This is a genomic window from Herbaspirillum sp. 1130, assembly GCF_017833835.1.
Lineage (GTDB): Bacteria > Pseudomonadota > Gammaproteobacteria > Burkholderiales > Burkholderiaceae_D > Herbaspirillum > Herbaspirillum huttiense.
Genome location: NZ_JAFICQ010000005.1, coordinates 271166 through 294929 on the forward strand (window position 1 = coordinate 271166; position 23764 = coordinate 294929).

The window sequence follows — 23764 nt, forward strand, 5'->3', positions numbered from 1 at the left end:
GAAAAACTTAGAAAAATTGATCAGTGTTCAATCGATTTTCAATCGGTTTTTAATTGGTTTTCAATCGGTGTTCATCGTGCAAAAACCAACCGTTCGGACTGAGTAGCGGCCCCGCCGCGTATCGAAGACGCTGTGCAGCGTGAAGATGATTTTGTCTGCGCAGCACCTTTGTGTCGGCCCTGACGGGGCCGCTCAGTTCTAACGGTTTCTGATGGCTCCCATTCATTTCTGCGCGCGCTTGCGCCGGCTCGGTGCCATTTCGCGCATCAGGGCAATGAAACGCTGCGCTCCCAGGCCCAGCGGCTGGTCCTTGTTCCACACCACATCCACCCACATGCGCTGCTGGTTGCTGATGTTGTCGAAATCGATGACCACCAGCGTACCGGCCTCGATCTGTGTCTGCACCAGGCTGTGCGGAAGATAGGCCCAGCCCAGTCCCTCGCGCACCAGCGACAGCGTGGCCAGGTGATTGTCGGTGCGCCAGAGGTGGCGTGCGAGGAAGAAGCGCGGGTCCGAGATGCTGGCATCGCGGCTGGCCACGGCGATCTGGCGGATGTCGTACAGGTCCTCATAACGCAGCTTGCGTTTCTTGCGCAGCCGCGCCGGATGCTCGGGTGCGATCACCGCCACCATCATCTCGCTGCTGAATTCCTGGAAGGCTTCGCGGTCATTGCCGGCATGGCGCTCGAAGACCAGCGCCAGCTGTGCCGTATTGTCATAAAGCATGCGCATCGCGTCGGCCTGCGGCGAGGACAGCACTTCCACCTCCAGTGAGGGAAATTCTTCCGCCAGCACCGCCAGCGGCTTGGCCCAGGGCACCGACAGCAGTTCCGGGGCCACCGCCAGCGTCAGCTTGCGCTCCAGTCCCTGATGCATGGCCAGCGCGTGGGCGTCGAGCTGGCGCAGGGTGCTGGCCAGCAGGCGTGCATCCGGTTCCAGCGCGCGCGCCAGTTCGGTCGGTCGGGCATCGCGCGCGGTACGGTCGAACAGCACCAGGTCGAGCTCCGCTTCCAGCTGGCTGATGGTCATGCTGACCGAGGAAGGTACGCGTCCCAGCTGGCGCGCCGCCGCCGAGAATGAACCACTGTCGAGCACGGCCAGGAAGACCCTGACGTTGTCACTGGAGAAAGCCATCGTCTGTTCCTTGTGTGTATGGCAGTGCCGACCTGTCAGAAAAACTGAAAGAAGCCGACTTCATTCATCAAAAACTTCATCATAGAATGCTTTCCATCGCGCGGCCAGAGGACTGGCGCGCTGCCGTCTTCAGGAGCACATCATGCAGGGATTCAAACGCAAGCTGGTCTATGCCTGCCTCTTCGAGGGGCTGGCCATCATTTTCACCACGGTCGGGCTGAGCGTCTTCGCGGGCCATGACAGTGGCCATGCATCGGCGGCCGCCGTGGCCTCGTCGACCATTGCCTTCGTATGGAATTTCATCTTCAACGGTTTGTTCGAACGCTGGGAGGCGCGCCAGCCGCGCCGTGGCCGCAACTTTGCGCGCCGTGCTGCGCACGCCCTCGGTTTTGAAGGCGGGCTGGTGGTGATGCTGGTGCCGCTGTTCGCCTGGTGGCTGGGCATCAGCCTGTGGGAAGCGCTGGTACTGGACTTCGGGCTGATCGTGTTCTTCATGATCTACACCTATCTGTTCAACCTCGGCTTTGACCGTGTCTTCGGCCTGCCCAGCTCGGCCATGCCGGTCAGCCCGCAGACCGCAGAAGCGCGCTGAGCGGGCTGGACAGCGGCCATCCTGGCGGACCCTGCCTTACAATGAGGCATTCCATCCCTCCGCCAGGACGCTCATGTACATCCCCGCCCATTTCGCCGATCAGGACACCGCCAGCCTGCACCAGCTCATCACCGCCCATCCTTTCGGCGTGCTGGTCTCGCACACGGCCAGCGGGCTGGATGCCAACCATCTTCCTTGCCATCTCGACCCTGCCCAAGGGGCCTTGGGCACGCTGCATCTTCACGTGGCGCGCGCCAATCCGCTGTGGCGCGAGCTGGCCGATGGCGATCAGGTGCTGGTGGTGTTTTCGGCGGGTGATGCCTACATCTCGCCGAGCTGGTATCCCAGCAAGCATGAGGCGCATCGCCAGGTGCCGACCTGGAATTACAGCGTGGCGCATGCCCATGGCCGCGTGACCATCCGCGATGACGAGCGCTACCTGCGCGGCGTGGTGGCGCGCCTGACCCGTACTCACGAGGCCGGCGAGGCCAAGCCGTGGAAGATGTCCGATGCGCCTGCCGACTACACCGATACCTTGCTCAAGGCCATCGTCGGCATCGAAATCGAGATCACGCGCCTGGAAGGCAAGCGCAAGCTCAGCCAGAACAAGGACGTGCGGGATATCGAAGGCGCAGGCAGAACGCTGGCCGAGCGCGGCCATGTGCAACTGGGCGAGGCCATGCTGCAGGAGGCTGCCCGCAAGCAACAGTAATCGCGGGCAAGCGAGCTGTTGATTCCTCACACGGGAATGCGCGGCCCTGTAGAATCCCGGAACAGGGTTGTCGCATGCCCTCCTGCATTCCAGTTTTCCACGAGGTCGCCCATGACTGCCCAGGTCCCGCTTGCCACCGCTCCCGCACGCAGCGACTCTCTCGGCTGCTCGTCCACTGCGCTGAAGCAGAGCCAGGAGCTGCAGGGCAGTCAGTTCAGCTTCTATCGCAAGCGGGTCGAGGGCAGTGAGGTGTCGCAGGTCTACACGCCGGCCTCCGATCGCGGTTTCCTGGTCGGCATCTCGATGGCGTCGCAGCACCGCCGCAGCATTTTCCGTGGCCGCCAGGGCGCGCAGTTCGAGTTCGGACGCGGTGCCGTCTACATCCGCGATTTTTCCGAAGACTACCGGGCCGACTTGCAGACGCCCTTCGACTTCCTGCTGGTGGAGTTGCCGCTGTCATGGTTTGCCACGGTCAACGAGGATCTGCGCGGCCGCAAGGCCAGCGGGCTGGCCACCGTCACCGGCCACGATGATCCGGTGCTGGCCCATCTGGCCGCTGCACTGGCCCCGGCACTGGCCCAGCCCGATGCCGACAATTACCTGTTCGTCGACCAGCTCGGCCTGGCCATGGGCACCCATCTGCTGCAACGCTATGGCGGGGCCAGCCTGCCTGCGCCGCGCCATGTGCGGCTGTCGCGCCTGCACGAGGAGCGGGCCAAGCAGATGCTGCTGCAGAAAAACCGCGAGCAGGTTTCCATTCCCGAGATCGCGCGCGAATGCAACATGTCGGCCAGCTACTTCCTGCGCGCCTTCAAGGCCAGTACCGGCCACACGCCGCACCAGTGGCTGCTGCTGCAGCGGGTCGACATGGCGCGCGAATATCTGCGCCACACCAGCCTGTCGCTGGCCGAGATCGCGGTGGCCTGCGACTTCTACGACCAGAGCCATTTCAGCCGCGTGTTCTCGCAGATCGTGGGCAGCAGCCCGGGCGCATGGCGCCGCCGGTTGGGCTGAGGGTCCCGCGGCTCACGGCACGCGCGGCAGGTCGAAGCTGAACACCGTCCCTTGCGGCTGCGCCGCCTCCACGCGCAGGCGGCCGCGATGGGTTTCGATGATGGAACGGCAGATCGCCAGCCCCATGCCCATGCCGTTTTCCTTGGTGGTATAGAAGGCATCGAAGATGTGTGGCATGGCGTCGGCCGCGATGCCCTCGCCGCTATCCTGTATCTCTACCTTCACGCGCTGTTCATTGCAGCAGCTCACGCCAATGTTGAGCGTGCGTGCATTTTCCGGCACGGCTGCCATGGCATCGATGGCATTGACCACCAGGTTCAGCAGCACCTGCTGCAACTGCACCGTATCCCCCAGTACATGGACCTCGGCAGGCGGCAGGGACAGCGAAAGATGCACTTCGCGTTGATCCAGCTCGCTGCGTGACAGGGTCAGCGTATGGCGGATCAGCGCAGCCAGGTCGAGGCGCTCGAATTGCGGCGCGCGATTGCGGGTCAGGTTCTGCAGGCTGCTGATGATGCCGCCGGCGCGCTGGCCTTCGCTGATGATGTCGCGCAGGCCGGCGCGCGCATGTTCCAGTTCGGGTACGGGCCGGTTCAGCCAGCGCAGGCTGGCCCCGGCGTTGGAGACGATGGACATCAGCGGCTGGTTGATTTCATGGGCGATGGACGCGGTCAGCTGGCCCACGGTGTTGGCGCGCGAGACGCGCTCCATGTCCACCTGAGCCGCGCGGATGGCGTATTCCGCCTGCCGCCGCACGGTGATGTCGGTGGCCGTCCCCACGTATTCGGTGAAGGTGCCATCCACCCATACCGGCTTGCCGATGCCGGAGAGATAGCGCACCTCGCCCGTGTCCTGGCGGCAGATGCGGTGCTCCACGCGGATGGTGCCGCCCATGGCGACGGCCGCATTGACGGTCTCGATCACTTCCTGCCGGTCATCGGGATGCATGATGGACGCGAACTCGTCATAGGTGATGCAGTTGCGGCCCGCCGGCAGGCCGTAGATGCGGCACAGTTCATCGGAGCAGAACATCAGGTCTTCGCGTACCAGGTAGCGCATGCTGCCGGCGTGGTTGAAGCGTTCGCCCTGCTTGAGCAGTTCCTGGCTGGTGCGCAGTTCGCGCTCGGCGCACAGCAGTTGTTCCTTTTCCAGCAAGGCCTGCGCATGGTCGGCGGCATTGGCCAGGGCCACGGCGGCGTGGGCGGCGAGGTGATGGGCGCGGCGCGTCAGGGCCGCAGCGGGTGGCGCGTCGTAATACAGCAGCAGTTCGCCACGCGCCTGGCCACGATGGCTCAGGCGCAGGGTGAGCGCGGCCGTGTGCAGATCGTCCGGCCCGGCGATGCAGTGATCCTGGCTGTTGCAGACATCCATGCCATCGCGCCGGGCCTCGGCCTCGATCAGGGTCAGGCCGGCCTCATGCCGCACCAGCAGGCAGCGCCGTGCACCGGCCAGTTGGCAGAGCGCGCGGGTGAGCGCCGGCTTGAGCAGAACCGGGTCGAGCAGCGCCGACAATTCGCGCAGGGCGTGCAGCAGGGCATCGTCGTCGGCAGGGCGCGGGTCGGACGGCAAGGGGATCTCCAGGCAAGGATGATGAGGTCAAGGCCGCATTGTGCCGCATTGCCGACGCGCGCGGTTCAGGGCGGGCCGTAGAGCAGGGTGGACGTCAGCAGCACCAGCAGGGTATCGGCGTCGACCGGTTTGACCAGCAGCGCCATGCCCATGGCCGTGGCGCGCTGGCGCTGCAGCGGCGTGACCTGCGCCGAGATGAACAGCACCGGCAGGTCCGGCCGCAGGCTGCGCAGCTGCTCGGCCAGTTCGAAGCCGCTCATTCCCGGCAGGTTCAGGTCCACGATGGCGCAGGCGGCTACCGGCAGGCAGGTGCTGGTGAGGAAATCCTCGCCGCCATCGAAACTGCAATGGCGATGCCCGGCGGAATCCAGCAGGTTGCACAGGGCCGCGCGGACCCCGAGATCGTCATCGATCACCGCGATGGGGCGGTGTGATGGTGGCGTTGTCTCCCCTTCGCTCATCATCGTCTGCCCGGTGGCTCACTTGGCGTCCGGCGGCGGTGTGCCGGTGATCTTGGGCATGCATTCGCGGTGGAACCACGCTGCGCTCAGCGGCTCGCCGGCCAGCTTGCGGCGCACGATGGGCACCAGCTGTTCGCCGATGAGCATGCCCAGCAAGCCGAGCAGGGCGATGATGGGCGGTGCCGGTGACTGCACGTGCAGGGCCGCGTAGATCAGGCCGGCCAGCAGGCCCATCAGGAGGGAGATCAGGTAAGGTTTCATGCGTACTCCGGGATCAGTGGCCCAGCAGGGGGGCCAGGCCGTTGACCAGGCGCTCGGCCAGCACCATGCCCAAGAGGCCGATGAGGGCAATGCCCGGTGGTGCCGGTGAGCGCACCTTGAAGAGCGCGTAGAAGACACCGATCAGGATGCCGGCCCCCAAGGAAATCAGATAAGCGGACATGGCCCGGCTCCTCGTGAAGATGGGACGCCGCCGCGCCCCGCCGATGCAGGGCAGGAGCGCGGCGGCGTCGGTGACCGGACTGGCTTACTTGGCCGGCACCGGTGCCAGGATCTTCTGGTTGCCGTGCGGGCGCTGCTCGGCCTTGTGCACCATGGTGTAGGCGTAGTCCACGCCCATGCCGTAGGCACCCGAGTGTTCGCGCACGATGTCCATGACGGCGCTGTAGGTTTCCTTGCGGGCCCAGTCGCGCTGCCATTCCAGCATCACCTGCTGCCAGGTCACGGGGATGACGCCGGCCTGGATCATGCGCTGCATGGCGTAGTCGTGGGCCTCCTTGGAGGTGCCGCCGGAGGCGTCGGCCACCATGTAGATCTCGTAGTCGCCTTCGGCCATGGCACACAGGGCGAAGCTGTTGTTGCAGACTTCGGTCCACAGGCCGGCCACGACCACTTTCTTCTTGCCGTTGGCCTTGAGGGCGTCGCGCACCTTCTGGTCATCCCAGGAGTTCATGGAGGTACGTTCCAGGATGTCGTGCTCGGGGAAGACCGACAGCAGTTCCGGATAGGTGTAGCCGGAGAAGCCCTGGGTTTCCACGGTGGTGATGACGGTAGGGATGTTGAAGACCTTGGCCGACTTGGCCAGGGCGACGACGTTGTTCTTCAGTGCCTGGCGGTCCATCGACTGCACGCCGAAGGCCATCTGCGGCTGGTGGTCGATGATGATGAGCTGGCAGTTGGTCGGGGTCAGGACGTCGAGTTTGGTGTTGGTGGTCATGATGGTTCCGTAGGTGGAGTGAACAGGGAGACGGCAGCCGCTGCCTTGGCCGGGGAGAGGCGGTGCGCAGCGGCGTGGCAGGGGAGTGAGGCTGCCGGAGGCGATCATAGGCAAGCGGGCAGGGCGCTGCCATTATCTGTTCGTATAGCTAGACGCTGGCAGTGCGTTTTTGCACACTGCCATCACCAACAAAAGCACCAACACAAGCGCATGAGATGGACGATTCGCCGCCCGCGACGCCACACCCTGCGCAATCCGCCCTCTTCATCGTTGCAGCCCATGCCCGGAGCCTCCATGACCACCGCAGCCAGCGTCACCCCTGACCTGATTTTGTTGAACGGCAAGATCCACACCGTCGACAAGCAAAACCCCATCGCCGACGCCGTTGCCATCGGCGGCGGAAAATTCATCGAAGTCGGCAGCGCCGCCGACGTGATGCGTCTCAAGCAGGCCAGCACCCAGGTCATCGACCTGGGCGGCCGCACCGTCATCCCCGGCCTGAACGACTCGCACCTGCACCTCATCCGTGGCGGCCTGAACTACAACCTGGAACTGCGCTGGGAAGGCGTGCCGTCGCTGGCCGATGCACTGCGCATGTTGAAGGACCAGGCGGCCCGCACGCCGCATCCGCAATGGGTGCGCGTGGTCGGTGGCTGGACCGAATTCCAGTTCGCCGAGAAGCGCATGCCCACGCTGGAAGAGTTGAACGCGGCCGCACCCGATACCCCGGTCTTCGTGCTGCACCTGTATGACCGCGCGCTGCTCAATCGCGCCGCGCTGCAAGCAGTGGGCTATACCAAGGACACGCCCAACCCGCCGGGCGGCGAGATCGTGCGCGATGCCTCGGGCAATCCGACCGGCATGCTGATCGCCCGTCCCAATGCCATGATCCTGTATGCCACCCTGGCCAAGGGACCGGCCCTGCCGCAGGAATACCAGGTCAATTCGACCCGCCAGTTCATGCGCGAGCTGAACCGCCTGGGCGTGACCAGCGCCATCGATGCCGGCGGCGGTTTCCAGAACTACCCGGACGACTACCAGATCATCAACAAGCTCGCGGCCGACGGCCAACTGACCATCCGCATTGCCTACAATCTGTTCACCCAGAGCAAGGGAAGTGAACTGGCCGATTTCCAGAAGTGGACCGGTATGGTCAAGCCCGGTGACGGGGACGACTTCCTGCGCCATAACGGCGCCGGTGAAATGCTGGTGTTCTCGGCGGCCGACTTCGAGGATTTCCTCGAGCCGCGTCCCGACCTGGCCGACGGCATGGAAGAGGAGCTGGAACGGGTGGTGCGCCACCTCGTGTCCAACCGCTGGCCGTTCCGCCTGCATGCCACCTATGACGAATCGATCTCGCGCATGCTGGACGTGTTCGAGAAGGTCAACCGCGATATCCCCTTCGACGGCCTGCACTGGATGTTCGACCACGCCGAGACCATCACCGAGCGCAACATCGAGCGCGTCAAGGCGCTGGGCGGCGGCATTGCCATCCAGCATCGCATGGCCTTCCAGGGCGAATACTTCATCGATCGCTACGGCAGCGATGCCGCCGAGCACACGCCACCCGTGGCCAAGATGCTGGAGATGGGCGTGCCGGTCGGGGCCGGCACCGACGCCACCCGCGTGGCCAGCTACAACCCCTGGACTGCACTGTACTGGTTGGTCTCCGGCCGTACTGTTGGCGGCACGCAACTGTACCGGTCAACTGGCAGGTTACCTCGCGAAACTGCACTGGAACTGTGGACAGCAGGCAGCGCCTGGTTCTCCAGCGAGCAGGCCAAGAAGGGTCGCATCCAGGCCGGCCAGCTGGCCGACCTCGCCGTGCTGTCGGCGGATTTCTTCAGCGTGCATGAAGACGACATCAAGTCCATCGAATCGGTCATGACCGTGGTGGATGGCAAGGTGGTCTATGGCACCGGTCCGTTCTCCGCGCACGGCCCGGGCGAGATCCCGGTGCTGCCCGAGTGGTCGCCGGTGGCCAAGGTGCCGGGACACTATCGCGCCGTCGCCAGCAGCGATGCCGCGCGCCAGAAGAAGACCGCGCTGCCGCATGCCTGCGCGGGTTCGTGCGGCGTGCATGGTCACTCCCATGACGTGGCGCGCAAGTCCAGCGTTCCGGTTTCCCACTTCGCCGGTTTCTGGGGCGCGTTGGGTTGCAGTTGCTTCGCGTTCTGAGCGGGGCCGATCATGCAAGCGCATCATTCCGCTCGCCGGACCGGTTGGCCGGTCCCGCCCCTGGATCTGGGTTTGCTGTTCCTGCGCGTGGCCGGCAGCTTCATGCTGTTCTACGTGCATGGCTTGCCCAAGCTCATGCATTACGCGCATGAGCTGACCGTCATCGAGGATCCCTTCGGCCTCGGCCCGACGGTATCGCTCTGGTCCGCCATTTTGGCCGAAGCGCTATGTCCGGTGTTGATCGCGCTGGGCCTGTTCACCCGCCTGGCCTGCCTGCCCATCATCGGCGTGCTGCTGGTGGCCATGCTGGCGGTGCATCCCGGCTGGAGCATCGCGGAAGGGCAGTTCGGCTGGCTGCTGCTGGTGATTTTCACGGCCATCGCGCTGTGCGGTCCGGGCCAGTGGCGGCTGGGCCAGGCTGCAGCTCAGCCGTAGGAATCAAGTCGATTCACGGCGGTCTCTCTTCAGGCTTCATTGGCAGATTCAACGTTGTCAGGCCGCTCTGCCATGCGCAGGGCGGTTGCTGTTCCCTGCACGGCCTCTCCACACCATCTCACAAGGAGTCACACCATGAGCACCATCACTACCCGCGACGGCACTGAAATCTATTACAAGGACTGGGGCAGCGGCCAACCGGTCGTCTTCGGCCACGGCTGGCCGCTGGACGGCGACATGTGGGAATACCAGATGAACTTCCTGGCCGAGCGCGGCTACCGCGTCATCGCCTATGACCGCCGTGGTTTCGGCCGTTCCAGCCAACCCTGGAGCGGTTACGACTACGACACCTTCGCCGATGACCTGGCCGAGCTGATGGACAAGCTGGACCTGCAGGGCGCGACCCTGGTCGGCTTCTCCATGGGTGGCGGCGACGTGGCCCGCTACATCGGCCGCCACGGCAGCAAGCGCGTGGCCAAGGCGGCGCTGCTGGGTGCGGTGACGCCGATCTTCGGCCAGGCGCCGGACTTCCCGCAGGGCGTGCCGGCCGAGGTCTTTGCCGGCATCAAGGAAGGCCTGCTCAAGGATCGCGCGCAATTCATCAGCGACTTCGCCGCCGTCTTCTTCGGCACCAACCGTCCGGGCAAGGCCGATGCGGTCAGCGCCGGCGTGCTCTCGCAGACCTTCAACATCGCCATGCTGGCCTCGCTGAAGGGAACGCTGGATTGCGTGAGCGCCTTCTCCGGCACCGACTTCCGTGAAGACATCAAGAAATTCAATTTCCCGACCCTGGTGATCCACGGTGATGACGACCAGGTCGTCCCCTTCCAGACCACCGGCAAGCTGGTGGCCGGGATGGTGCCGGGTGCGCAGCTGAAGATCTATGGCGGCGCACCGCACGCCCTGTGCGCCACCCACAAGGACCAGATCAACGAAGACCTGCTGGCCTTCCTGAAGGGGTAAGCACCATGAGCCTGGACGCAAACCAACGCCAGCAGCTTGAACAGCGTCGCCTGGCACCGCTGGCTACGCCTGGCGTGCTGTCCGCACAGGCCAGCCGGGAGATCGGCGGGGCCTTGACCATGTTGCTGGCGGACATCTTCGCGCTGTACCTGAAGACCAAGAATTTCCACTGGCACATGTCGGGGCCGCATTTCCGCGACTATCACCTGCTGCTGGACGACCAGTCCCAGCAGATCCTTGCCATCACCGATGCGGTGGCCGAGCGGGTGCGCAAGATCGGTGCGACCACGCTGCGGTCCACCGGGCAGGTCGGCAAGCTGCAGCGGCTGGCCGACAACGATGCCGACTTCGTCACACCCTCCGACATGCTGGCCGAACTGCGCGAGGACAACTTGCGCCTGGTCGGATTCATGATGGCGACCCACGAGCTGTGCGATGAGCACGGCGACGTCGCCACCGCCAGCCTGCTGGAAAACTGGATCGACGAGGCCGAGCAGCGGGCCTGGTTCCTGTTTGAGTCGGGGCGGACCTCGATGTGAGCGCTCCCTCTTGATGCAGGGTGCGGAAGGCAGAGCTTGACGGCTCTGCCTTTTTTGCGTTTTCCTTCACTCAGCTTCGGATGCGTCGGCTTGTTGGCCGCCACTGGAGCGGGTGGTTTTTCTTTCTTTCACTTTTATCGATTTTCCACGTGATCCAGCCCTTGCCCCGGCGTTTCATCAAGCTTCTCCGCCTGCAGGACGGCCTTAGCCTGACGCGCACCACGCAGTCGCAGGTCACGGGCGTCTCGTCCGGGGCGGTGCCGGTGATCGACATTCCCGGCGAGGATGCTTTTTCGGTGATCGTGCAATTGCAGGATTTTCGCCATCACAAGCTGTGGCGCGGCCAGCAGCTGATGCATGCGGGCGGCCACCGCAGCGGCGAAATGGCCATCACCGACCTGCGCGAGCAGTGGCGCTGCCAGCACCTGTCGGACTACGACAACGTACGCCTGCAGTTGCCGCGCGCCACCATCGAGCAATGGAGCGAGGAGGGCGGACGCCGCATCAGCGGGCTGCAGCAGCGCCAGGCGGTGCGCGACCCGGTGATCTGGCACCTGGTGCAGGCGATGTTGCCGATGCTGGGCGAGGCGGCCAATGATGGCGATACGGTGTTCATGGACAGCGTGACGCTGGCCCTGCACACGCATCTGGCCCGGCACTATGGCGGCCAGCCGCTGGCGCGCAACAGCGGCCGCCTGGCCGGATGGCAGCAGGTGCGGGTACGGGACTACATGCTGGCGCATTTGGGACAGCGCCTCACGCTGGCCGAGCTGGCGGCGCAGTGCGGTTTGTCGCGCGCGCATTTCTCGCGCGCCTTCAAGCTCAGCTTTGGCCTGCCGCCGCACGCCTGGCTGCAGCGCCAGCGCATCGCCCTGGCTTGCCAGCTGCTGCGCGAGGAGGGCAAGAGCATGTCGGTCATTGCGCTGGAGTGCGGGTTCTCGGACCAAAGTCACTTCAGCCGGGTGTTCAAGCAGGTGATGGGGGTGGGGCCGATGGGGTGGGTGAGGGGACAGGGATAGGCCATGCCTGGCTTACTCGCCCAGCACGGAAATATGGGTGCGGTCATCCGGCGTCAACAAGGGCGCAATGCTCTGGTCCGTATATATTTTGTCTCCCGTGCCGGTGACCACGACCAGATGGAGATCAGGATCCACTTGATTTGCCGTCGTCCCCCGTCGTATCGCCTTCATCGTTCTTGCCAGCGCAGAGCGGCGTTTCCTGCCGGATGCGCGAACGGCGTCTTTCCATTCGTTCCAGAGTTGCTCGACACCCTCGCTGCGCTCTGCATACCGCACTTCGATGCCGCACAGGCCGTCACCCTGGCTCACCAGAAGGTCGATGTGTTCGCCCGGGCGGGAAGGCGTCACGTGAAAGAATTCACTACCGGATCGCTGCAACATTTGCGCAACCAGGCCCTCGGCAAATTGGTGTGCGATTTCTTGACGACGGGAACGTGGCATGGGCTGCTCCTCAAATGAGCTGTGTCAGTGGCGGATTGTTGCGCAGCGACCAGAAGCGGCAAACTTCGTTGTAGAGGGCAATCTTGACGGCGTCTTCGGCAAGGTCATGGTGTGGCGCAAGACGTGCGATCCCCTTCGATTGGCGTGCATCTATCCCCTTTACATGGATCCGCTCCCGGCGTGCGGTGCTGCGATCGACGATGCCCACGAAGAAAGGGGTCTTCATGGCGCGCGCACGCTTGATGGAATGACCGGACGCATGAGTTCAATACCGCACAGGTATTCACCGCCGGTGCCAATGATGTTCTTGAGATTGCCCATCGTGGTTGTGCGGGTAGCGATGGAGGCCGCCCGGGCTGCTGTCAGAGCCGCACAGCTTACTGATGGGAAGAAGGGATGTGTTCAGGAATACCGCAAAAGCGGATCAGTTTCGAAGGCCTTCGACTACGATGGGCGCTCTTGCGGTGGTCATTGATGGTCCGTCTCGTGCGGATACCGTCAGCTGGCCGGCAGCCTCACCGCTGCCGCGCAGAATGAATCTGCAAGCGCTCCGCCGCCCGCACCAGATCGGCCAGGGTCTTGGTCTGCATCTTGTCCATCACGCGGCGCTTGTGGACCTTGACGGTGATTTCGCTGATGCCCAGCTCGGTGGCGATCTGCTTGTTGAGCAATCCGCCGATGGCCAGTTCCAGCACTTCCCGCTCACGCGGGGTCAGCTTTTCCAGCCGCGAAGTGCTGGCGGCCTGCTCCACACGCTGATGCAGATCCCGCCCGGCAATGGCCAGTGCCTCCTGCACTGCGCCCAGCAGGCGCTCGTCTTCGATCGGCTTGGTAAGGAATTCATGCGCACCGGCCTTCATCGCCTGCACCGTCACGGGAATGGTGCCGTAGCCGGAAATGAAGATCACCGGAATGGCATCGCCGCGCTGTTCCAGCTGCCGTACCACCTCGAAGCCATCCGAGCCGGGCATCTTCATGTCCAGCAGCAGGCAGCACGGCGTGCCCGGCAGCGACTCGCGCAGAAACTCGTCGGCTGAGGCAAAGCCGCGCGCCTTCAGGCCGGCCGAGGCCAGCAGTCTCAACAGGGCGGTCCTGACCATGCCATCGTCATCGACGACGTATACGGTACTTTCCATAATGAATCCGTCTTGCCGGGTTGCGAAAATCCTTGCACCGGCACGCCTTCGCAACGCCCCTCTTCGGGCATCGCAGGCCTTGCCGTGCAGTCCTTCGCATCATCAGCATTCAGGCCCGGCTTGGATTGTACAAATGTGCTGTTTTTTGTAGAAAATGCCTTTGTTGCATCCATCAAAGGCATATCGTTGCCGGATCGGCAAGGGTTTGGCGCGGCTTCGCCGGACTTGTCTTATCCACAGGGATAATGGGCGGACGGCAGCAGCGGTGCTAAGGTGTGCGGCCTGCCCCCCGCCCTCCGGAAGCGAGACACCTCATGAATGCCGCACAACGCAACCGCCTCCAGTCCTCGGGACTGGCCTTCCTCGCCGCCTATGTCGATACGCTGGGCTTCATCGCGCTGTTCGGCCTGTTCACGGCCCATGTGACGGGCAACTTCATCCTCATCGGCGCGGCCCTGGCGGATACCTCGCAGATGTCCATCCTGCTGAAATTCCTGGCCTTCCCGGCCTTCATCCTCGGCGTGGCCGTGGCACGCCTGTTCATCGCCGCCATCCAGCGCCGCGATGGCCGCGCCCTGGGCTGGTCACTGCTGCTGCAGTTGCTGTTGCTGACCGGATTCATGCTCTGCGGCATCGCCGCCGCGCCGGTGCAGTCGCCCACGGCGGGCTGGGTGATGGCGTCCGGGCTGCTGGGCACGGCATCGATGGGCGTGCACAGCGCCATCAGCCGCCTGCTGCTGGCGCATCTGGCACCGACCTCGCTGATGACGGGCAACGTCACGCAAGTGGTGATCGACGTGGTGGACATGCTGCGCGGCGCGGCCGATGCCGGCACCACCGAGCGCTGCATCAAGTTCGTGTGGCCGGTGCTGTCGTTCGGCGCGGGTGCCATCGCCGCCGCCTTCGCCTATTACGCCGTCGGCTTTGCCGGGCTGATCGTGCCGGTGCTGATCCTGGTGGCGATGGTGGTGTGGGAATTTCGCCAGCCGCTGCCGGCCAAGGCGGCCGCGTCGTGAACAAGTCGCGGCTGGAAGCCTTCAGCGATGGCGTCATCGCCATTGCCATCACCATCATGGTGCTGGGCTTGCAGACACCGCAGGGCGCCGGTCTGGCCGACCTCGCACCTCTCATGCCGCCGCTGCTGAGCTATGTGCTGAGCTTCGTCTACATCGGCATCTACTGGGTCAACCATCATCACCTGCTGCAGCTGGCCACGCAGGTCGACCGGCGCGTGCTGTGGGCCAACCTGCACCTGCTGTTCTGGCTGTCGCTGCTGCCCTTCGTCACCTCGTGGGTGGCCAACCATCATCGGCAAAGCGCACCCGTGGCCTGCTATGGCGTGGTGCTGCTGATGTGTTCGGTCTCTTTCCTGCTGTTGAAACGCGCGCTGCGCCACAGTGAAGCGGCGCATCCTTCGCTGGCGGCCATGCTGGGACACGGGCGCAAGAATGCGCTCTCCATCCTGCTCTATGCGGTGGCCATTCCGCTGTCACTGGCCACCCCGCTGGGCGCGACCGCCATCTACGTGCTGCTGGCCCTGCTGTGGTTCCTGCCGGACCATCACTTCGAGGCGGCCCGCTCGCAATGAAGGCGCGGACTTATCCGCCGATCTTGTCCCACAGCGCCTGACCGTTGAAATCGCGGATCACGGCGTGGGCACCGGCAGCCCGCAGGCGCGCTTCATCCAGTCCACCCAGCATGCCGAAGGTCCAGACCTGGGCGCTGCTGGCGGCTTTCACGCCCGAACTCGAATCCTCGAAGGCTACCGCCTGGTCCGGTGTGCCGCCCAGCAGTTGCAGGGCGGTCAGGTAGGGCAGGGGATCGGGTTTGGCGCGTTCCAGCTCATCGCCAATCACCAGCGTATCGAAGCGGCCGGCCAGGCCGGTGGCCTTCAACATCAGCTCGGCATTGGCGCGCGGTGCATTGGTCACCACTGCCGTGCGTCCGCCGATGCGGGCGATATGGTCGAGCAGGCGTTCGATGCCGGGCGTGGGCGCGACCTGCTGGTCCAGCTGCGAGCGGAACAGCTGTTCCTTTTCTTCGGCCAGCGGCTGGTATTCCGAGGCCGGCATGCCGGGAAACAGGTGATCGAAGATCATGGCGTTGGACGCCCCCATGATGTGGGTCTTGTAGTAGTCCACATCCACCGAGCGGCCCCAGCGCGACAGGATGGTGTTGAAGGCAGCGTGGTGCAGGGCGTCGCTGTCCATGAGAGTACCGTCGAGGTCGAACAGGAAATGCGTGATCGGAGTGCTGTGCGTGTTGGCCATGGGAATCCGTAGCAGGTTGGGGCGGCAGGGCAGGATGCCGGTGTGTGAGGCGCTCATTCTATAAGACTCGGTGCAGCGCTGCTGTGCAGTTTTCTGTACAGCGTACTGAGCATTGTTCTGCCGCTCTTTCTGTACGTTTTTCCGTGCGTTTTTCCGTACTGATTCCTGTAGTGAATTCGGCACGGAATTTTGTACGGAATTCTGCACGTTTTCCTGTACGCCGACTCCCCGCTTCCCTGCTCTCCTACGCCACCTGCCGAACTCCGCCGATGGCGCGCGCGCCAGCGCGCGCCTACAGTCTCTCCGTGGCAATGCCCCCCAGCCCTGCGCCAGTCGCAGAGATCAATCCATCAAGAATCGCGAGGAGACTCATGACCACCTCAACCATCCATCCCCTTCCACCGGCCAGCGTCGAGGCCGTCAACAACAACGGCTCCGGCGTCTCGTGGGGTGCCATTCTGGCCGGCGCTTTTGCGGCGGCGGCCTTGTCCTTCATCCTGGTGATGCTGGGCTTTGGCCTCGGCTTCTCGTCGATCTCGCCGTGGTCCGGCGAGGGCGTCTCGGCCAAGGCCATCGGCTATTCCACGGCCGGCTGGCTGCTGTTCACCCAGATCGCCGCCTCGGCCATCGGTGGCTTCCTGGCCGGCCGCCTGCGCGTGAAGTGGGCTGGCCTGCATACCCGTGAAGTCTATTTCCGCGATACCGCACATGGCCTGCTGGCCTGGGCCGTGGCTTCGCTGGCCACCGCTGCCCTGCTGGGCTCGGCCGTGGGCAGCGTGATCTCGGGCGGGGCCAAGACCCTGGGTGCCGCCGGTGGCGTACTCGGTACCGGCGCTGCCGCGACCGCTGCGGCCATGGGCCCGGAGAGCGCGCAACAAGCTGGCAACCTGGCTGATCGTGCCTCGGGTTATTTCATCGATTCCATGTTCCGTAGCGGCACCGCCAATGGCACCGCCAACACCAGCGCAGCCCCTGCCGCACCGGTGACTCCAGCCGCCGGCAGCGATGCCGCCACCGCCGCTCCCGCCGCGCCGCTGGCTGCACCGACTCCCGCCGATGGCCGTGAACTGACCTCGGCCCAACGCATGGAAGTGGTCCGCGTCTTCGGTTATTCGCTGGCCAACCAGCAACTGGCCGACAACGACAAGCGCTACCTGGGCCAACTGGTGGCACGCCATACCGGCCTGTCGCAAGCCGATGCCGAGAAGCGCGTGGCCGATACCTTTGCCGCCTACCAGCGCAATCTGGACCAGGCTGCCACCAAGGCCAAGGAAGCCGCTGATGCCGCCCGCAAGGCTGCTGCCTATGCCTCGCTGTGGATGTTCCTGGCTCTGCTGTGCGGTGCCTTCGTCGCCAGTCTGCTGGCCACCTACGGCGGCCGCCTGCGTGATCGCAACGAACTCTACGGCGAACCGGTGTTGCGTCATGAACTTCATGACCGCCGCGTCGGCGAACCTGAGTTGCGTTGAACAGCGCCCTCCCGCGCCACGTTTCGCCGAACCTGAACACCAACCTTCATAGGAGACTGACATGGGTGCCATTCTGCTCTGGCTCTTGGGGATTCCGATTCCCATCATCCTGCTGCTGATCCTGCTGTTCTGAACGCAGCCATCAACGCAGCAAAGGCAAACGCAGTAACGCACAAGGGCGGCCAGTTGGCCGCCCTTGTGCTTTGGCTGGTGAGACCTGCCGCTTACACGCCGAAGATGCTACCGATCATGGACGGGTTGTACTGCACTCCCTGCAGGGTCAGGTGGTAATACAGCTTGCCCGCGCCCGCGCCATCCAGGTCGATCTGCAACTGAGTGCTGCCGTTGAGATCGGAGGCCGTGACGTAGTTCTTCACGAAGTCCTGGTTCAGGATCTGGCCAAAGACCTTCACCCGGTCCATACCGACCGTGAAGTCGGTAACGGTAGCCTTCAGGCCACTCGTCTTGCCGAAGCTGCCCACGGTGATCCTGTCGTCACCTGCACCGGTTTGCACACGGATGCCCCCGACGATCTCGGGATCGGCAGCAGCACCCAAGACCAGCTCGTCATTGCCATTGCCGCCGACGATCGAGGTGCCCGCCTGCGCGGCCCAGTACCAGCCCAGCTTGAGGCCCTGCATGCTGGTGGTCTGGCCCAGACGCGCGCCGGGCGTGAGTACGGTGGCGCTGATGCTCAGGTCCTGGTAGTAGCCCGGTGGCAGCACGCCGGCCGGGATGCCGATGGCGAAGCTGCCTGCGCCCACATCCTCGAAGGCCACGACCTTGCCGCCCATCTGGATGGTGACCAGATAGCGGTCCGATGCGCTGCCGCCACCGACCGTGCCGACGAACACCGGGCCCTGGTTGCCGTGCCCGGAGGCAAAGCTGGTGTCCGCATCGCTGATGACGGCATAGGAGGCGCCGGACTGGCCCAGCGACTGTGCTTCAGAGGCAGACTGCTTGTTGCCGCGCACGCCCAGGTCCGACAGGGTCACCGGCGCACCACCGGCTGCCACGTTCACGCTCAGGTTGCTGTTGACGGAGTTGCCGCCTGTGTCGGTATAGCGGACCTCCAGATCATGCTTGCCGGCCGACAGGCTCTGGAAGACGGCGACGTCCACTTCCTTCGGTCCTCCCCCGAGATCGCTGGCGACCAATGTCTTGCTGCCCACCAGCCGGCCACCTTCATACAGCTCGATCACGTTGCCCGCTACGTTGTTGGAACTGTCGAACCGGACGCGGATCACCGGCCGGCTGCTGGTATTGGCCACACTCAACTGGTACAGCAAGCCGATGTTGGCCAGGCCGACATCGCTGAGGCCGGTTTCCATATCGGGGTTGACCTTGTACTGGTCCACGCTGTTGCGCTTGAAGCCGCCCAGCATCTCCAGCGCCACGTTGTTGAGCCCGGCCGTGGCGGCAGGCTTCAGGCCCAGGCGCAGCCACGCCCCCAGCGTATCGAGGCTGCTGCCCTGCTGCAGCAGGCTGAAGGTAGTACTGGCCCCCAGCTTGTCGAACATCTGGTAGCTCTTGAGGCTGCCGATGCTGGTGTTGCCGTCGCCGGTGACGCCCTTGCCACCCCATTCGGCGGAAATGCCGCGCAGCGCAGCGAGCAGGGAGGCCGCAGTGAAACCGGCGGGCAGCGTCGGGATGGCATCCTCATTCCGGGTCAGCACGGCCGGGAAGCTGAGCGGGGCCGTGCGCGCACACTGGTGGCCAGGCGTGTGCTGCCATCGCTCTTGGTGAGGGCGATCCTGGCCTCTTCCAGCGCCTGTTCACGCGCGGCTTGTGCGGTCTGCAGTGCAGTGCGCGCGGTCGCCAGGGCGGTTTGCTTGGCGGCCTTGTCGGCACCGGTGGCCAGGTCTGCTGCCTGCACCGCCGCCACGACGGCGGCTTTGGCCTCGATCACCGCCTTCTCGCGGTTGGCCAGCGGCACCATCTGCTCGATGACCTGGCTGCGATCGGCAATGAAGGTCTGGATGCTGTCGGTGTAGTTGCCCGCCTGATCGATCTGGCGTACCTCCAGCCGCGCCTTGCCATTGAAGGTGCGGGATTCGCCGATCAGCTGCAGCCTGTCGCCGGCTTTCCACTGTATCCACGTGCCAGGGTCAACGGGTACGCGCGTACTATCGGCGCGCAGCACCTGCAGCGTGGTGTTGCTGGTGCCGACAGCGGTGGCCAGGCGCAGGTGGACTTCAGCGCCGGTCTCGAAGGCGGCCACCGGATTGAGGGTCACCTGGCTCTGGCTGGAAATGCCGTCGCTGTTGCTCACGCCATCATCGCGGTTCTCGGCCATGACCAGTTGCACCTTGACCGGCGCGGTCTTGTCCAGCGTGAACTGCAGCGGGGTATCCAGTTCCCGCGAGCCGCCAAAGCCGTTGGTGAACTGCGCACCGATCTGCACCACGCGCGCCTTGACCCAGACCTGCCCGTCCGTGCTGACCAGATTGCGGGCCAGGTAGTGCACCTGGCCGCCGCTGTCGATGCGGTCTACCGCCAGCCCGACCGGATCGATCCAGTTGCCGTAGATCGGCTGGCCGTCCGCACCCTTGGCCGTGGCCACGGCGAACTGCAGGCGTTCGCTTGACTTGATCGCATTGCCCAGTTCCACCCGCACGGAAGCGTCGCTGGTGAGCAGGTCGTCATTGCCTTGCGGCGTGGTGCGCAGCGGATCGTTGCCCTCGCCACCGGTGTAGAAGGAATCGTTGGCCAGCATGATCTTGTTGCTGGCGAAATCGGTCAGGCCGGGTGGCGTCTTGATGTCGATGCGCACATCGGCGTTGCCCTGCCAGAGGTTGTTCGCGCTGCGGCTGTTGTCGCCATCGCTGACGGCCACCTGGGCCGTCACGGGCTGTTCGCGCGTCACCTGCTTGAGCAGCTCGATGGCGGCCTCGTTGGGCCGCAGTACGGCAATGCCGCTGCTGTCGGCGGTGCTCACCGGCAGCTTCACGCGGACCTCCTTGCCCTGTGCGTCATGGCCGATGAAGGTCACTTCCACCTTGGACTGCGGTGGCGCACGGACCGCCAGGCCACCGTTGCCGAGGGCTTCCTGGTTCAGGATCACCGTGCCGCTGCTGGCCGGTGCCTGCCACGGCGGACCGCCGGGCGTGGTGCTCTTGATGAGGATGGCGGGGTCGGACAGCGCGATGTGGTTGTCCAGCAGGAAGTCGTTGATGCTGCTGCCGTTGGGCAGCTTTTGCAGCTGGTCGTAGAGCGAGCGCGCCTGGTCGCGCTCGCTCTGGCTGCGGGCAGGATCGTTGGCGCGCGCATTGAGGCTTTCGCCGAAGAGGTCGGATTGGGTTGTGCCGTCTTTCCATTTGAGCCGGCTCTGCAAGCCATCCGTGAACTGCAGGGCATCGGCCAGCTTGCGGATGGCTTCGCCGTTGTCGGCATAGCGTTCCTTGTTGGTCTGGACCAGGTTGGCAATGGCTTTGAGCGCGATGCCGTAGTTGCGCGCGGTCACGCTGGCAGACTGCAGGAAGGCCGGATTGATCACGGCCGTGCCTTGCGCATCGGTGGTGGTCACCGGGGCCACGTCACCGGAGAGGATGTCGACCTTGAACAGGTTGCTGACGGCAGCATTCGCGCCGGTCACCGTGGTCGCGCCGACCTGTGCGGCGGCCAGGTTGGTCTGGCCGGTACCCAGGCCCGCCTTGAGCGCGGCCAGTTCGGTCAATGCCGTGACGTTGATGACCTGGTTGCTGCCATCGGCCAGCGCCACGGCGCGCAGCACGGTGTTGCCAAGGTCGGTCATGCGCACGCTGGCTTCATCGGCATAGTTGTCGGCCACGCCGGGGGTGTTGTCGCGGATGGCCAGCAGGATCAGGCCCTTGTAGCCGGACTGGTCCAGCACCAGCGTGTAACGGCCATTGATGACCGGGACTGCCTTGCCGATCACCCGGCCTTCAGCGTCATAGGCGGTGATGGTGGCATTGTTGAGCGGACCGAGGGCTGCAGCACCGGACAGGGTTGCGGCAATGCCAGCGCCACTGCCGCTACCAGCACCGGACGCGGCAGCACCGCCGCCACCGCCGCCTCCGCCGCCACCCCCTGCCGCCGCCAGCAGGCCCAGGCCGCCGGCAATTACCGGCCAGGAGATCCCGCCCTTGCTGCTGCCGATATCGGCCGGGGCATCGGCCACATCCTGTATCGCCAGCGAAGAGCTACTCCCTTTGCCACTGGTGAACTTGCGCGCAGTGATGTCGCTACCGCCCGAGTCGCCGCTGCGACTGCCGCCGGATCCGTCGTTGCCGCTCAGCGCTTCGGCGGGGCGCGCCTCGTCGGTGTCGGGGGAGGCCGCGGTTTCCTCGTCGGTCTTGTCCTTGTCCGCTTCCTGATCCTGCTTGTTCCTGGCGACCTTGGGTTTGACCACACGCTTGATGCCATAGCGCGTGATCTCCTTGGAGGTGACGGTCACGGCAGCATCGGCCGGGACCTCGATGTGGTTGAGCTTCTCGAACACGTCACCCAGGGCGACATCGCCGTCGGCGAACTCCAGCATCAGTTGCGGTGAATTCACCGCCGCCACGGCACCGCGGCTGATGATGATCTTGTGGCCGCTCTCCAGCACCAGGGCCAGGTCGAGATCGATGGCGCGCACATCCTTGATGTCGCGCTTGTTGATGGTACGCAGCAGGGCGCTGGCTTCGGTCAGATTCAGTACGGTAATGCTCATGGTGGCTGCTTTATCGTTGAAGGCATACCCGATCGCGTCATCCGGCATGCATGTTGATCACGACTACGCCAGCCGCAGGACGACAGAGGCCACGGCACTGCCGACCCGGCAGGCATGGCGATCATTGCGGAGGAGACAGGACTGGCCGGCGCAAGCGTCTGCGTTCGGATCAGTGGGGCGAAGCCTGTCTCGGTGGAGGGAGCTGAAGCGATTCCTGCCGGGGGCCGGTCGGCCTTGTCTTGTGTTCGGGTGGCTCGACCGCATCCGCCATGCATGACCAGTACTTCCGCCACGGCGTAGATTGACGGCAGAAATTATCCGTGCCGGGTCGGCGCAGGGCTGTCGAAATAATTCGATTTATTTGATCAACAAGCAGGTGTTTTGGGCAATTTCAAAAGTGTGCCGACGCAGGACTGGCGGCAGCCAACACAAACTGTGAAAGGAAGAAGAAAACTGGCCCTGAGGACAATGCACAGCACCCGGGAGGACAGCTGCAATCGCAGGGGACAGGAGGGAGGAACCGGAGGGTGCGCAGGGAACATCGCGGGATGGAAATCGGAGAGTGGCAGGGGAAGCTTGCGCCGGGCACTTCCCCTGCAAGGTCGAACCGTGGAGATCAGTCTTCCTCGACCCAATCGACGACTGCTCCCAGCGAACGCAGGTTCTCGACGAATTTGGGATGGGCGCGCCGGATCGGCAGCGCATTGCGGATCTCGGAGCGGCCCTCGATGCTGGCGGCGACCATGAACAGCGCGATGGCCACGCGGATGATGTAGGGGCTTTCCACCGAGGCCGGCGACAGCGGCAGGCCGCCGAAGGTGATCAGGCGATGCGGATCGCCCAGGAACACGTGGGCACCGAACTTGGACAATTCGCTGCTCCAGCCCATGGCACCGTCGTAGATCTTGTTCCAGAACATGGTGTTGCCCTCGGCCTTGACACCCAGGGCGATGAAGATCGGCAGCAGGTCCACCGGCAGATAGGGCCAGGGGGCGGCTTCCACCTTGGTGAGGATGTTGCTGGTGAAGGGTTTGACCACCTTCAGCGGCCCGTTCTGGCGCGTGTGCGACCAGCCGTTCTCATGCACCACTTCGACGCCGAATTTGGCGAAGGTGCGGTCGATCAGCGGGAACTGTTCCGGTGCGCTGTTGCGCACGCGCACCTGGCCCCCGGTGATGGCGCCCATGGCGAGGAAGGTGGCGATCTCGTGGAAATCCTCGTCGAAGCGGAATTCACCGCCGCCCAGCTGCTGGCCGCCGCGCACCGTCACGCGCGAGGTGCCGAGGCCGTCGATCTGCACGCCCATCATCACCATGAAGCGGCAGAATTCCTGCACGTGCGGTTCCGAGGCGGCATTGGTGAGTACCGACTCGCCCTCGGCGGCAGCGGCGCACAGCACGAAGTTTTCGGTCGTGGTGACCGAGGCATAGTCCAGCCAGTGATGATTGGCCTGCATGCGGCCGCCGGTGCGGATGATGAGCGAATCAGGACTGCTCTCCACCCGGGCCCCGAAGCGCTGGAAGACTTCAACGTGCGGATCGATCTCGCGCACGCCGAGCGTGCAGCCCTTGACGTCGTTCTCCAGCCGCGCCACGCCGAAGCGCGCCAGCAGCGGCGGTACCAGCATGATGGAGGAACGCATCTCCTCCGGCAGGTGGTGCACTTTGGGATCGAAGTGCGTATCGCGGTGATGCAGTTCCAGCACGCCGCTGGCATAGTCCACCTTCACCTCGCTGCCCAGCACGCGGAAGATCTCCAGGATCTTCTTGACATCGGTGATCTCGGGGATGCCGATCAGCCGCAGAGGCTGGTCGGTCAGCAGGGTGGCGCAGAGGATGGGGAGGACGGCATTCTTGTTGGCGGAAGGGGTGATGTCGCCGCGCAGCGGGCGGCCACCGTGTACGATGAGATTGGACATGAAGAAAATCGTTGATTCAGTCA

General features: G+C 64.5%; 24 protein-coding genes. 11 read left to right on the plus strand and 13 right to left on the minus strand.

Annotation, left to right across the window (positions count from 1 at the left end):
- Positions 1-222: 222 nt before the first annotated feature.
- Positions 223-1134, minus strand: coding sequence for a LysR family transcriptional regulator (locus JOD78_RS22695; RefSeq protein ID WP_209569469.1), 912 nt, complete (start codon positions 1132-1134; stop codon positions 223-225).
- Positions 1135-1276: 142 nt separating this feature from the next.
- On the opposite strand from JOD78_RS22695, the gene JOD78_RS22700 reads away from it, so the two are divergent.
- From JOD78_RS22700 to JOD78_RS22710, 3 genes are all read left to right on the plus strand, one after another.
- Positions 1277-1726, plus strand: coding sequence for a PACE efflux transporter (locus tag JOD78_RS22700; RefSeq protein ID WP_034331311.1), 450 nt, complete (start codon positions 1277-1279; stop codon positions 1724-1726).
- 73 nt (positions 1727-1799) lie between these two features.
- Complete coding sequence (locus JOD78_RS22705; RefSeq protein ID WP_209569467.1) at positions 1800-2438, plus strand: FMN-binding negative transcriptional regulator; 639 nt, start codon at positions 1800-1802, stop codon at positions 2436-2438.
- A 111-nt stretch (positions 2439-2549) separates the two neighbouring features.
- Positions 2550-3452, plus strand: a complete 903-nt coding sequence (locus tag JOD78_RS22710; RefSeq protein WP_121041027.1) for an AraC family transcriptional regulator — start codon at positions 2550-2552, stop codon at positions 3450-3452.
- Between the two features lie 12 nt (positions 3453-3464).
- On the opposite strand, the gene JOD78_RS22715 is transcribed toward JOD78_RS22710, so the two are convergent.
- From JOD78_RS22715 to JOD78_RS22735, 5 genes are all read right to left on the minus strand, one after another.
- Entirely contained in the window at positions 3465-5021 is a 1557-nt protein-coding gene (locus JOD78_RS22715) for an ATP-binding protein (protein WP_134134271.1), read from the minus strand.
- Positions 5022-5086: 65 nt separating this feature from the next.
- Entirely contained in the window at positions 5087-5485 is a 399-nt protein-coding gene (locus tag JOD78_RS22720; protein ID WP_039783145.1) for a response regulator, read from the minus strand.
- A 15-nt stretch (positions 5486-5500) separates the two neighbouring features.
- Positions 5501-5743, minus strand: coding sequence for a DUF1427 family protein (locus tag JOD78_RS22725; protein WP_034334045.1), 243 nt, complete (start codon positions 5741-5743; stop codon positions 5501-5503).
- Between the two features lie 13 nt (positions 5744-5756).
- On the minus strand, positions 5757-5924 hold the full coding sequence (locus tag JOD78_RS22730) for a DUF1427 family protein (RefSeq protein WP_134134273.1): 168 nt from the start codon (positions 5922-5924) through the stop codon (positions 5757-5759).
- 84 nt (positions 5925-6008) lie between these two features.
- A complete protein-coding gene (locus tag JOD78_RS22735) occupies positions 6009-6698 on the minus strand; it encodes a hydrolase (RefSeq protein ID WP_121041021.1) in 690 nt (229 codons plus the stop codon).
- Positions 6699-6992: 294 nt separating this feature from the next.
- Between JOD78_RS22735 and JOD78_RS22740 the strand changes: the two genes are divergently transcribed.
- The 5 genes from JOD78_RS22740 to JOD78_RS22760 all read left to right on the plus strand — a co-directional run bounded on the left by JOD78_RS22740 (position 6993) and on the right by JOD78_RS22760 (position 11832).
- Positions 6993-8876: an amidohydrolase gene (locus JOD78_RS22740; protein WP_134134275.1), complete on the plus strand. Its 1884-nt coding sequence runs from the start codon at positions 6993-6995 to the stop codon at positions 8874-8876.
- 12 nt (positions 8877-8888) lie between these two features.
- Positions 8889-9311, plus strand: a complete 423-nt coding sequence (locus tag JOD78_RS22745; RefSeq protein WP_034334042.1) for a DoxX family protein — start codon at positions 8889-8891, stop codon at positions 9309-9311.
- Between the two features lie 135 nt (positions 9312-9446).
- Entirely contained in the window at positions 9447-10274 is an 828-nt protein-coding gene (locus JOD78_RS22750) for an alpha/beta hydrolase (protein ID WP_134134277.1), read from the plus strand.
- A gap of 5 nt (positions 10275-10279) precedes the next feature.
- Positions 10280-10813, plus strand: coding sequence for a DNA starvation/stationary phase protection protein (locus JOD78_RS22755; protein ID WP_134134278.1), 534 nt, complete (start codon positions 10280-10282; stop codon positions 10811-10813).
- A 149-nt stretch (positions 10814-10962) separates the two neighbouring features.
- Positions 10963-11832 (plus strand): AraC family transcriptional regulator, encoded by an 870-nt coding sequence (locus JOD78_RS22760; protein WP_227022538.1) that lies wholly within the window; start codon positions 10963-10965, stop codon positions 11830-11832.
- 12 nt (positions 11833-11844) lie between these two features.
- Here JOD78_RS22760 and JOD78_RS22765 read toward each other — a convergent pair whose 3' ends face one another.
- The 3 genes from JOD78_RS22765 to JOD78_RS22775 form a co-directional block, all read right to left on the minus strand.
- On the minus strand, positions 11845-12273 hold the full coding sequence (locus JOD78_RS22765) for a hypothetical protein (RefSeq protein WP_134134279.1): 429 nt from the start codon (positions 12271-12273) through the stop codon (positions 11845-11847).
- Positions 12274-12283: 10 nt separating this feature from the next.
- Entirely contained in the window at positions 12284-12499 is a 216-nt protein-coding gene (locus JOD78_RS22770) for a hypothetical protein (RefSeq protein ID WP_227022539.1), read from the minus strand.
- Positions 12500-12788: 289 nt separating this feature from the next.
- Complete coding sequence (locus tag JOD78_RS22775; protein ID WP_121041011.1) at positions 12789-13409, minus strand: response regulator; 621 nt, start codon at positions 13407-13409, stop codon at positions 12789-12791.
- 314 nt (positions 13410-13723) lie between these two features.
- Between JOD78_RS22775 and JOD78_RS22780 the strand changes: the two genes are divergently transcribed.
- Entirely contained in the window at positions 13724-14425 is a 702-nt protein-coding gene (locus JOD78_RS22780) for a YoaK family protein (RefSeq protein WP_209569464.1), read from the plus strand.
- Positions 14422-14997 (plus strand): TMEM175 family protein, encoded by a 576-nt coding sequence (locus JOD78_RS22785; protein ID WP_199725047.1) that lies wholly within the window; start codon positions 14422-14424, stop codon positions 14995-14997. Before JOD78_RS22780 ends, JOD78_RS22785 begins: the two co-directional genes overlap by 4 nt.
- A gap of 10 nt (positions 14998-15007) precedes the next feature.
- Here JOD78_RS22785 and JOD78_RS22790 read toward each other — a convergent pair whose 3' ends face one another.
- Positions 15008-15679 carry an HAD-IA family hydrolase gene (locus tag JOD78_RS22790; protein WP_134224220.1) on the minus strand — a complete coding sequence of 224 codons (672 nt, stop codon included), beginning with the start codon at positions 15677-15679 and terminating at the stop codon, positions 15008-15010.
- Positions 15680-16050: 371 nt separating this feature from the next.
- Between JOD78_RS22790 and JOD78_RS22795 the strand changes: the two genes are divergently transcribed.
- The gene (locus tag JOD78_RS22795; protein WP_209569463.1) at positions 16051-17148 is read left to right on the plus strand and encodes a hypothetical protein; all 1098 of its coding nucleotides are present in this window, start codon (positions 16051-16053) and stop codon (positions 17146-17148) included.
- A 224-nt stretch (positions 17149-17372) separates the two neighbouring features.
- Here JOD78_RS22795 and JOD78_RS22800 read toward each other — a convergent pair whose 3' ends face one another.
- The 3 genes from JOD78_RS22800 to JOD78_RS22810 all read right to left on the minus strand — a co-directional run bounded on the left by JOD78_RS22800 (position 17373) and on the right by JOD78_RS22810 (position 23741).
- Entirely contained in the window at positions 17373-18824 is a 1452-nt protein-coding gene (locus JOD78_RS22800; protein WP_209569462.1) for a hypothetical protein, read from the minus strand.
- On the minus strand, positions 18818-21823 hold the full coding sequence (locus tag JOD78_RS22805) for a hypothetical protein (protein WP_209569461.1): 3006 nt from the start codon (positions 21821-21823) through the stop codon (positions 18818-18820). The genes JOD78_RS22800 and JOD78_RS22805 overlap by 7 nt, the downstream gene beginning before the upstream one ends.
- 616 nt (positions 21824-22439) lie before the next feature.
- Entirely contained in the window at positions 22440-23741 is a 1302-nt protein-coding gene (locus JOD78_RS22810) for a UDP-N-acetylglucosamine 1-carboxyvinyltransferase (protein WP_034331843.1), read from the minus strand.
- Positions 23742-23764: the final 23 nt, after the last annotated feature.

Bases quoted from the DNA above. Each gene is read 5' to 3' on its own strand.
- JOD78_RS22780 (WP_209569464.1), top strand. From the start codon at position 13,724: ATGAATGCCGCACAACGCAACCGCCTCCAGTCCTCGGGACTGGCCTTC.
- JOD78_RS22750 (WP_134134277.1), top strand. From the start codon at position 9,447: ATGAGCACCATCACTACCCGCGACGGCACTGAAATCTATTACAAGGAC.
- JOD78_RS22710 (WP_121041027.1), top strand. From the start codon at position 2,550: ATGACTGCCCAGGTCCCGCTTGCCACCGCTCCCGCACGCAGCGACTCT.
- JOD78_RS22745 (WP_034334042.1), top strand. From the start codon at position 8,889: ATGCAAGCGCATCATTCCGCTCGCCGGACCGGTTGGCCGGTCCCGCCC.
- JOD78_RS22700 (WP_034331311.1), top strand. From the start codon at position 1,277: ATGCAGGGATTCAAACGCAAGCTGGTCTATGCCTGCCTCTTCGAGGGG.
- JOD78_RS22725 (WP_034334045.1), bottom strand. From the start codon at position 5,743: ATGAAACCTTACCTGATCTCCCTCCTGATGGGCCTGCTGGCCGGCCTG.
- JOD78_RS22720 (WP_039783145.1), bottom strand. From the start codon at position 5,485: ATGATGAGCGAAGGGGAGACAACGCCACCATCACACCGCCCCATCGCG.
- JOD78_RS22810 (WP_034331843.1), bottom strand. From the start codon at position 23,741: ATGTCCAATCTCATCGTACACGGTGGCCGCCCGCTGCGCGGCGACATC.
- JOD78_RS22805 (WP_209569461.1), bottom strand. From the start codon at position 21,823: ATGAGCATTACCGTACTGAATCTGACCGAAGCCAGCGCCCTGCTGCGT.
- JOD78_RS22765 (WP_134134279.1), bottom strand. From the start codon at position 12,273: ATGCCACGTTCCCGTCGTCAAGAAATCGCACACCAATTTGCCGAGGGC.
- JOD78_RS22755 (WP_134134278.1), top strand. From the start codon at position 10,280: ATGAGCCTGGACGCAAACCAACGCCAGCAGCTTGAACAGCGTCGCCTG.
- JOD78_RS22735 (WP_121041021.1), bottom strand. From the start codon at position 6,698: ATGACCACCAACACCAAACTCGACGTCCTGACCCCGACCAACTGCCAG.
- JOD78_RS22775 (WP_121041011.1), bottom strand. From the start codon at position 13,409: ATGGAAAGTACCGTATACGTCGTCGATGACGATGGCATGGTCAGGACC.
- JOD78_RS22740 (WP_134134275.1), top strand. From the start codon at position 6,993: ATGACCACCGCAGCCAGCGTCACCCCTGACCTGATTTTGTTGAACGGC.
- JOD78_RS22770 (WP_227022539.1), bottom strand. From the start codon at position 12,499: ATGAAGACCCCTTTCTTCGTGGGCATCGTCGATCGCAGCACCGCACGC.
- JOD78_RS22705 (WP_209569467.1), top strand. From the start codon at position 1,800: ATGTACATCCCCGCCCATTTCGCCGATCAGGACACCGCCAGCCTGCAC.
- JOD78_RS22695 (WP_209569469.1), bottom strand. From the start codon at position 1,134: ATGGCTTTCTCCAGTGACAACGTCAGGGTCTTCCTGGCCGTGCTCGAC.
- JOD78_RS22730 (WP_134134273.1), bottom strand. From the start codon at position 5,924: ATGTCCGCTTATCTGATTTCCTTGGGGGCCGGCATCCTGATCGGTGTC.
- JOD78_RS22795 (WP_209569463.1), top strand. From the start codon at position 16,051: ATGACCACCTCAACCATCCATCCCCTTCCACCGGCCAGCGTCGAGGCC.
- JOD78_RS22790 (WP_134224220.1), bottom strand. From the start codon at position 15,679: ATGGCCAACACGCACAGCACTCCGATCACGCATTTCCTGTTCGACCTC.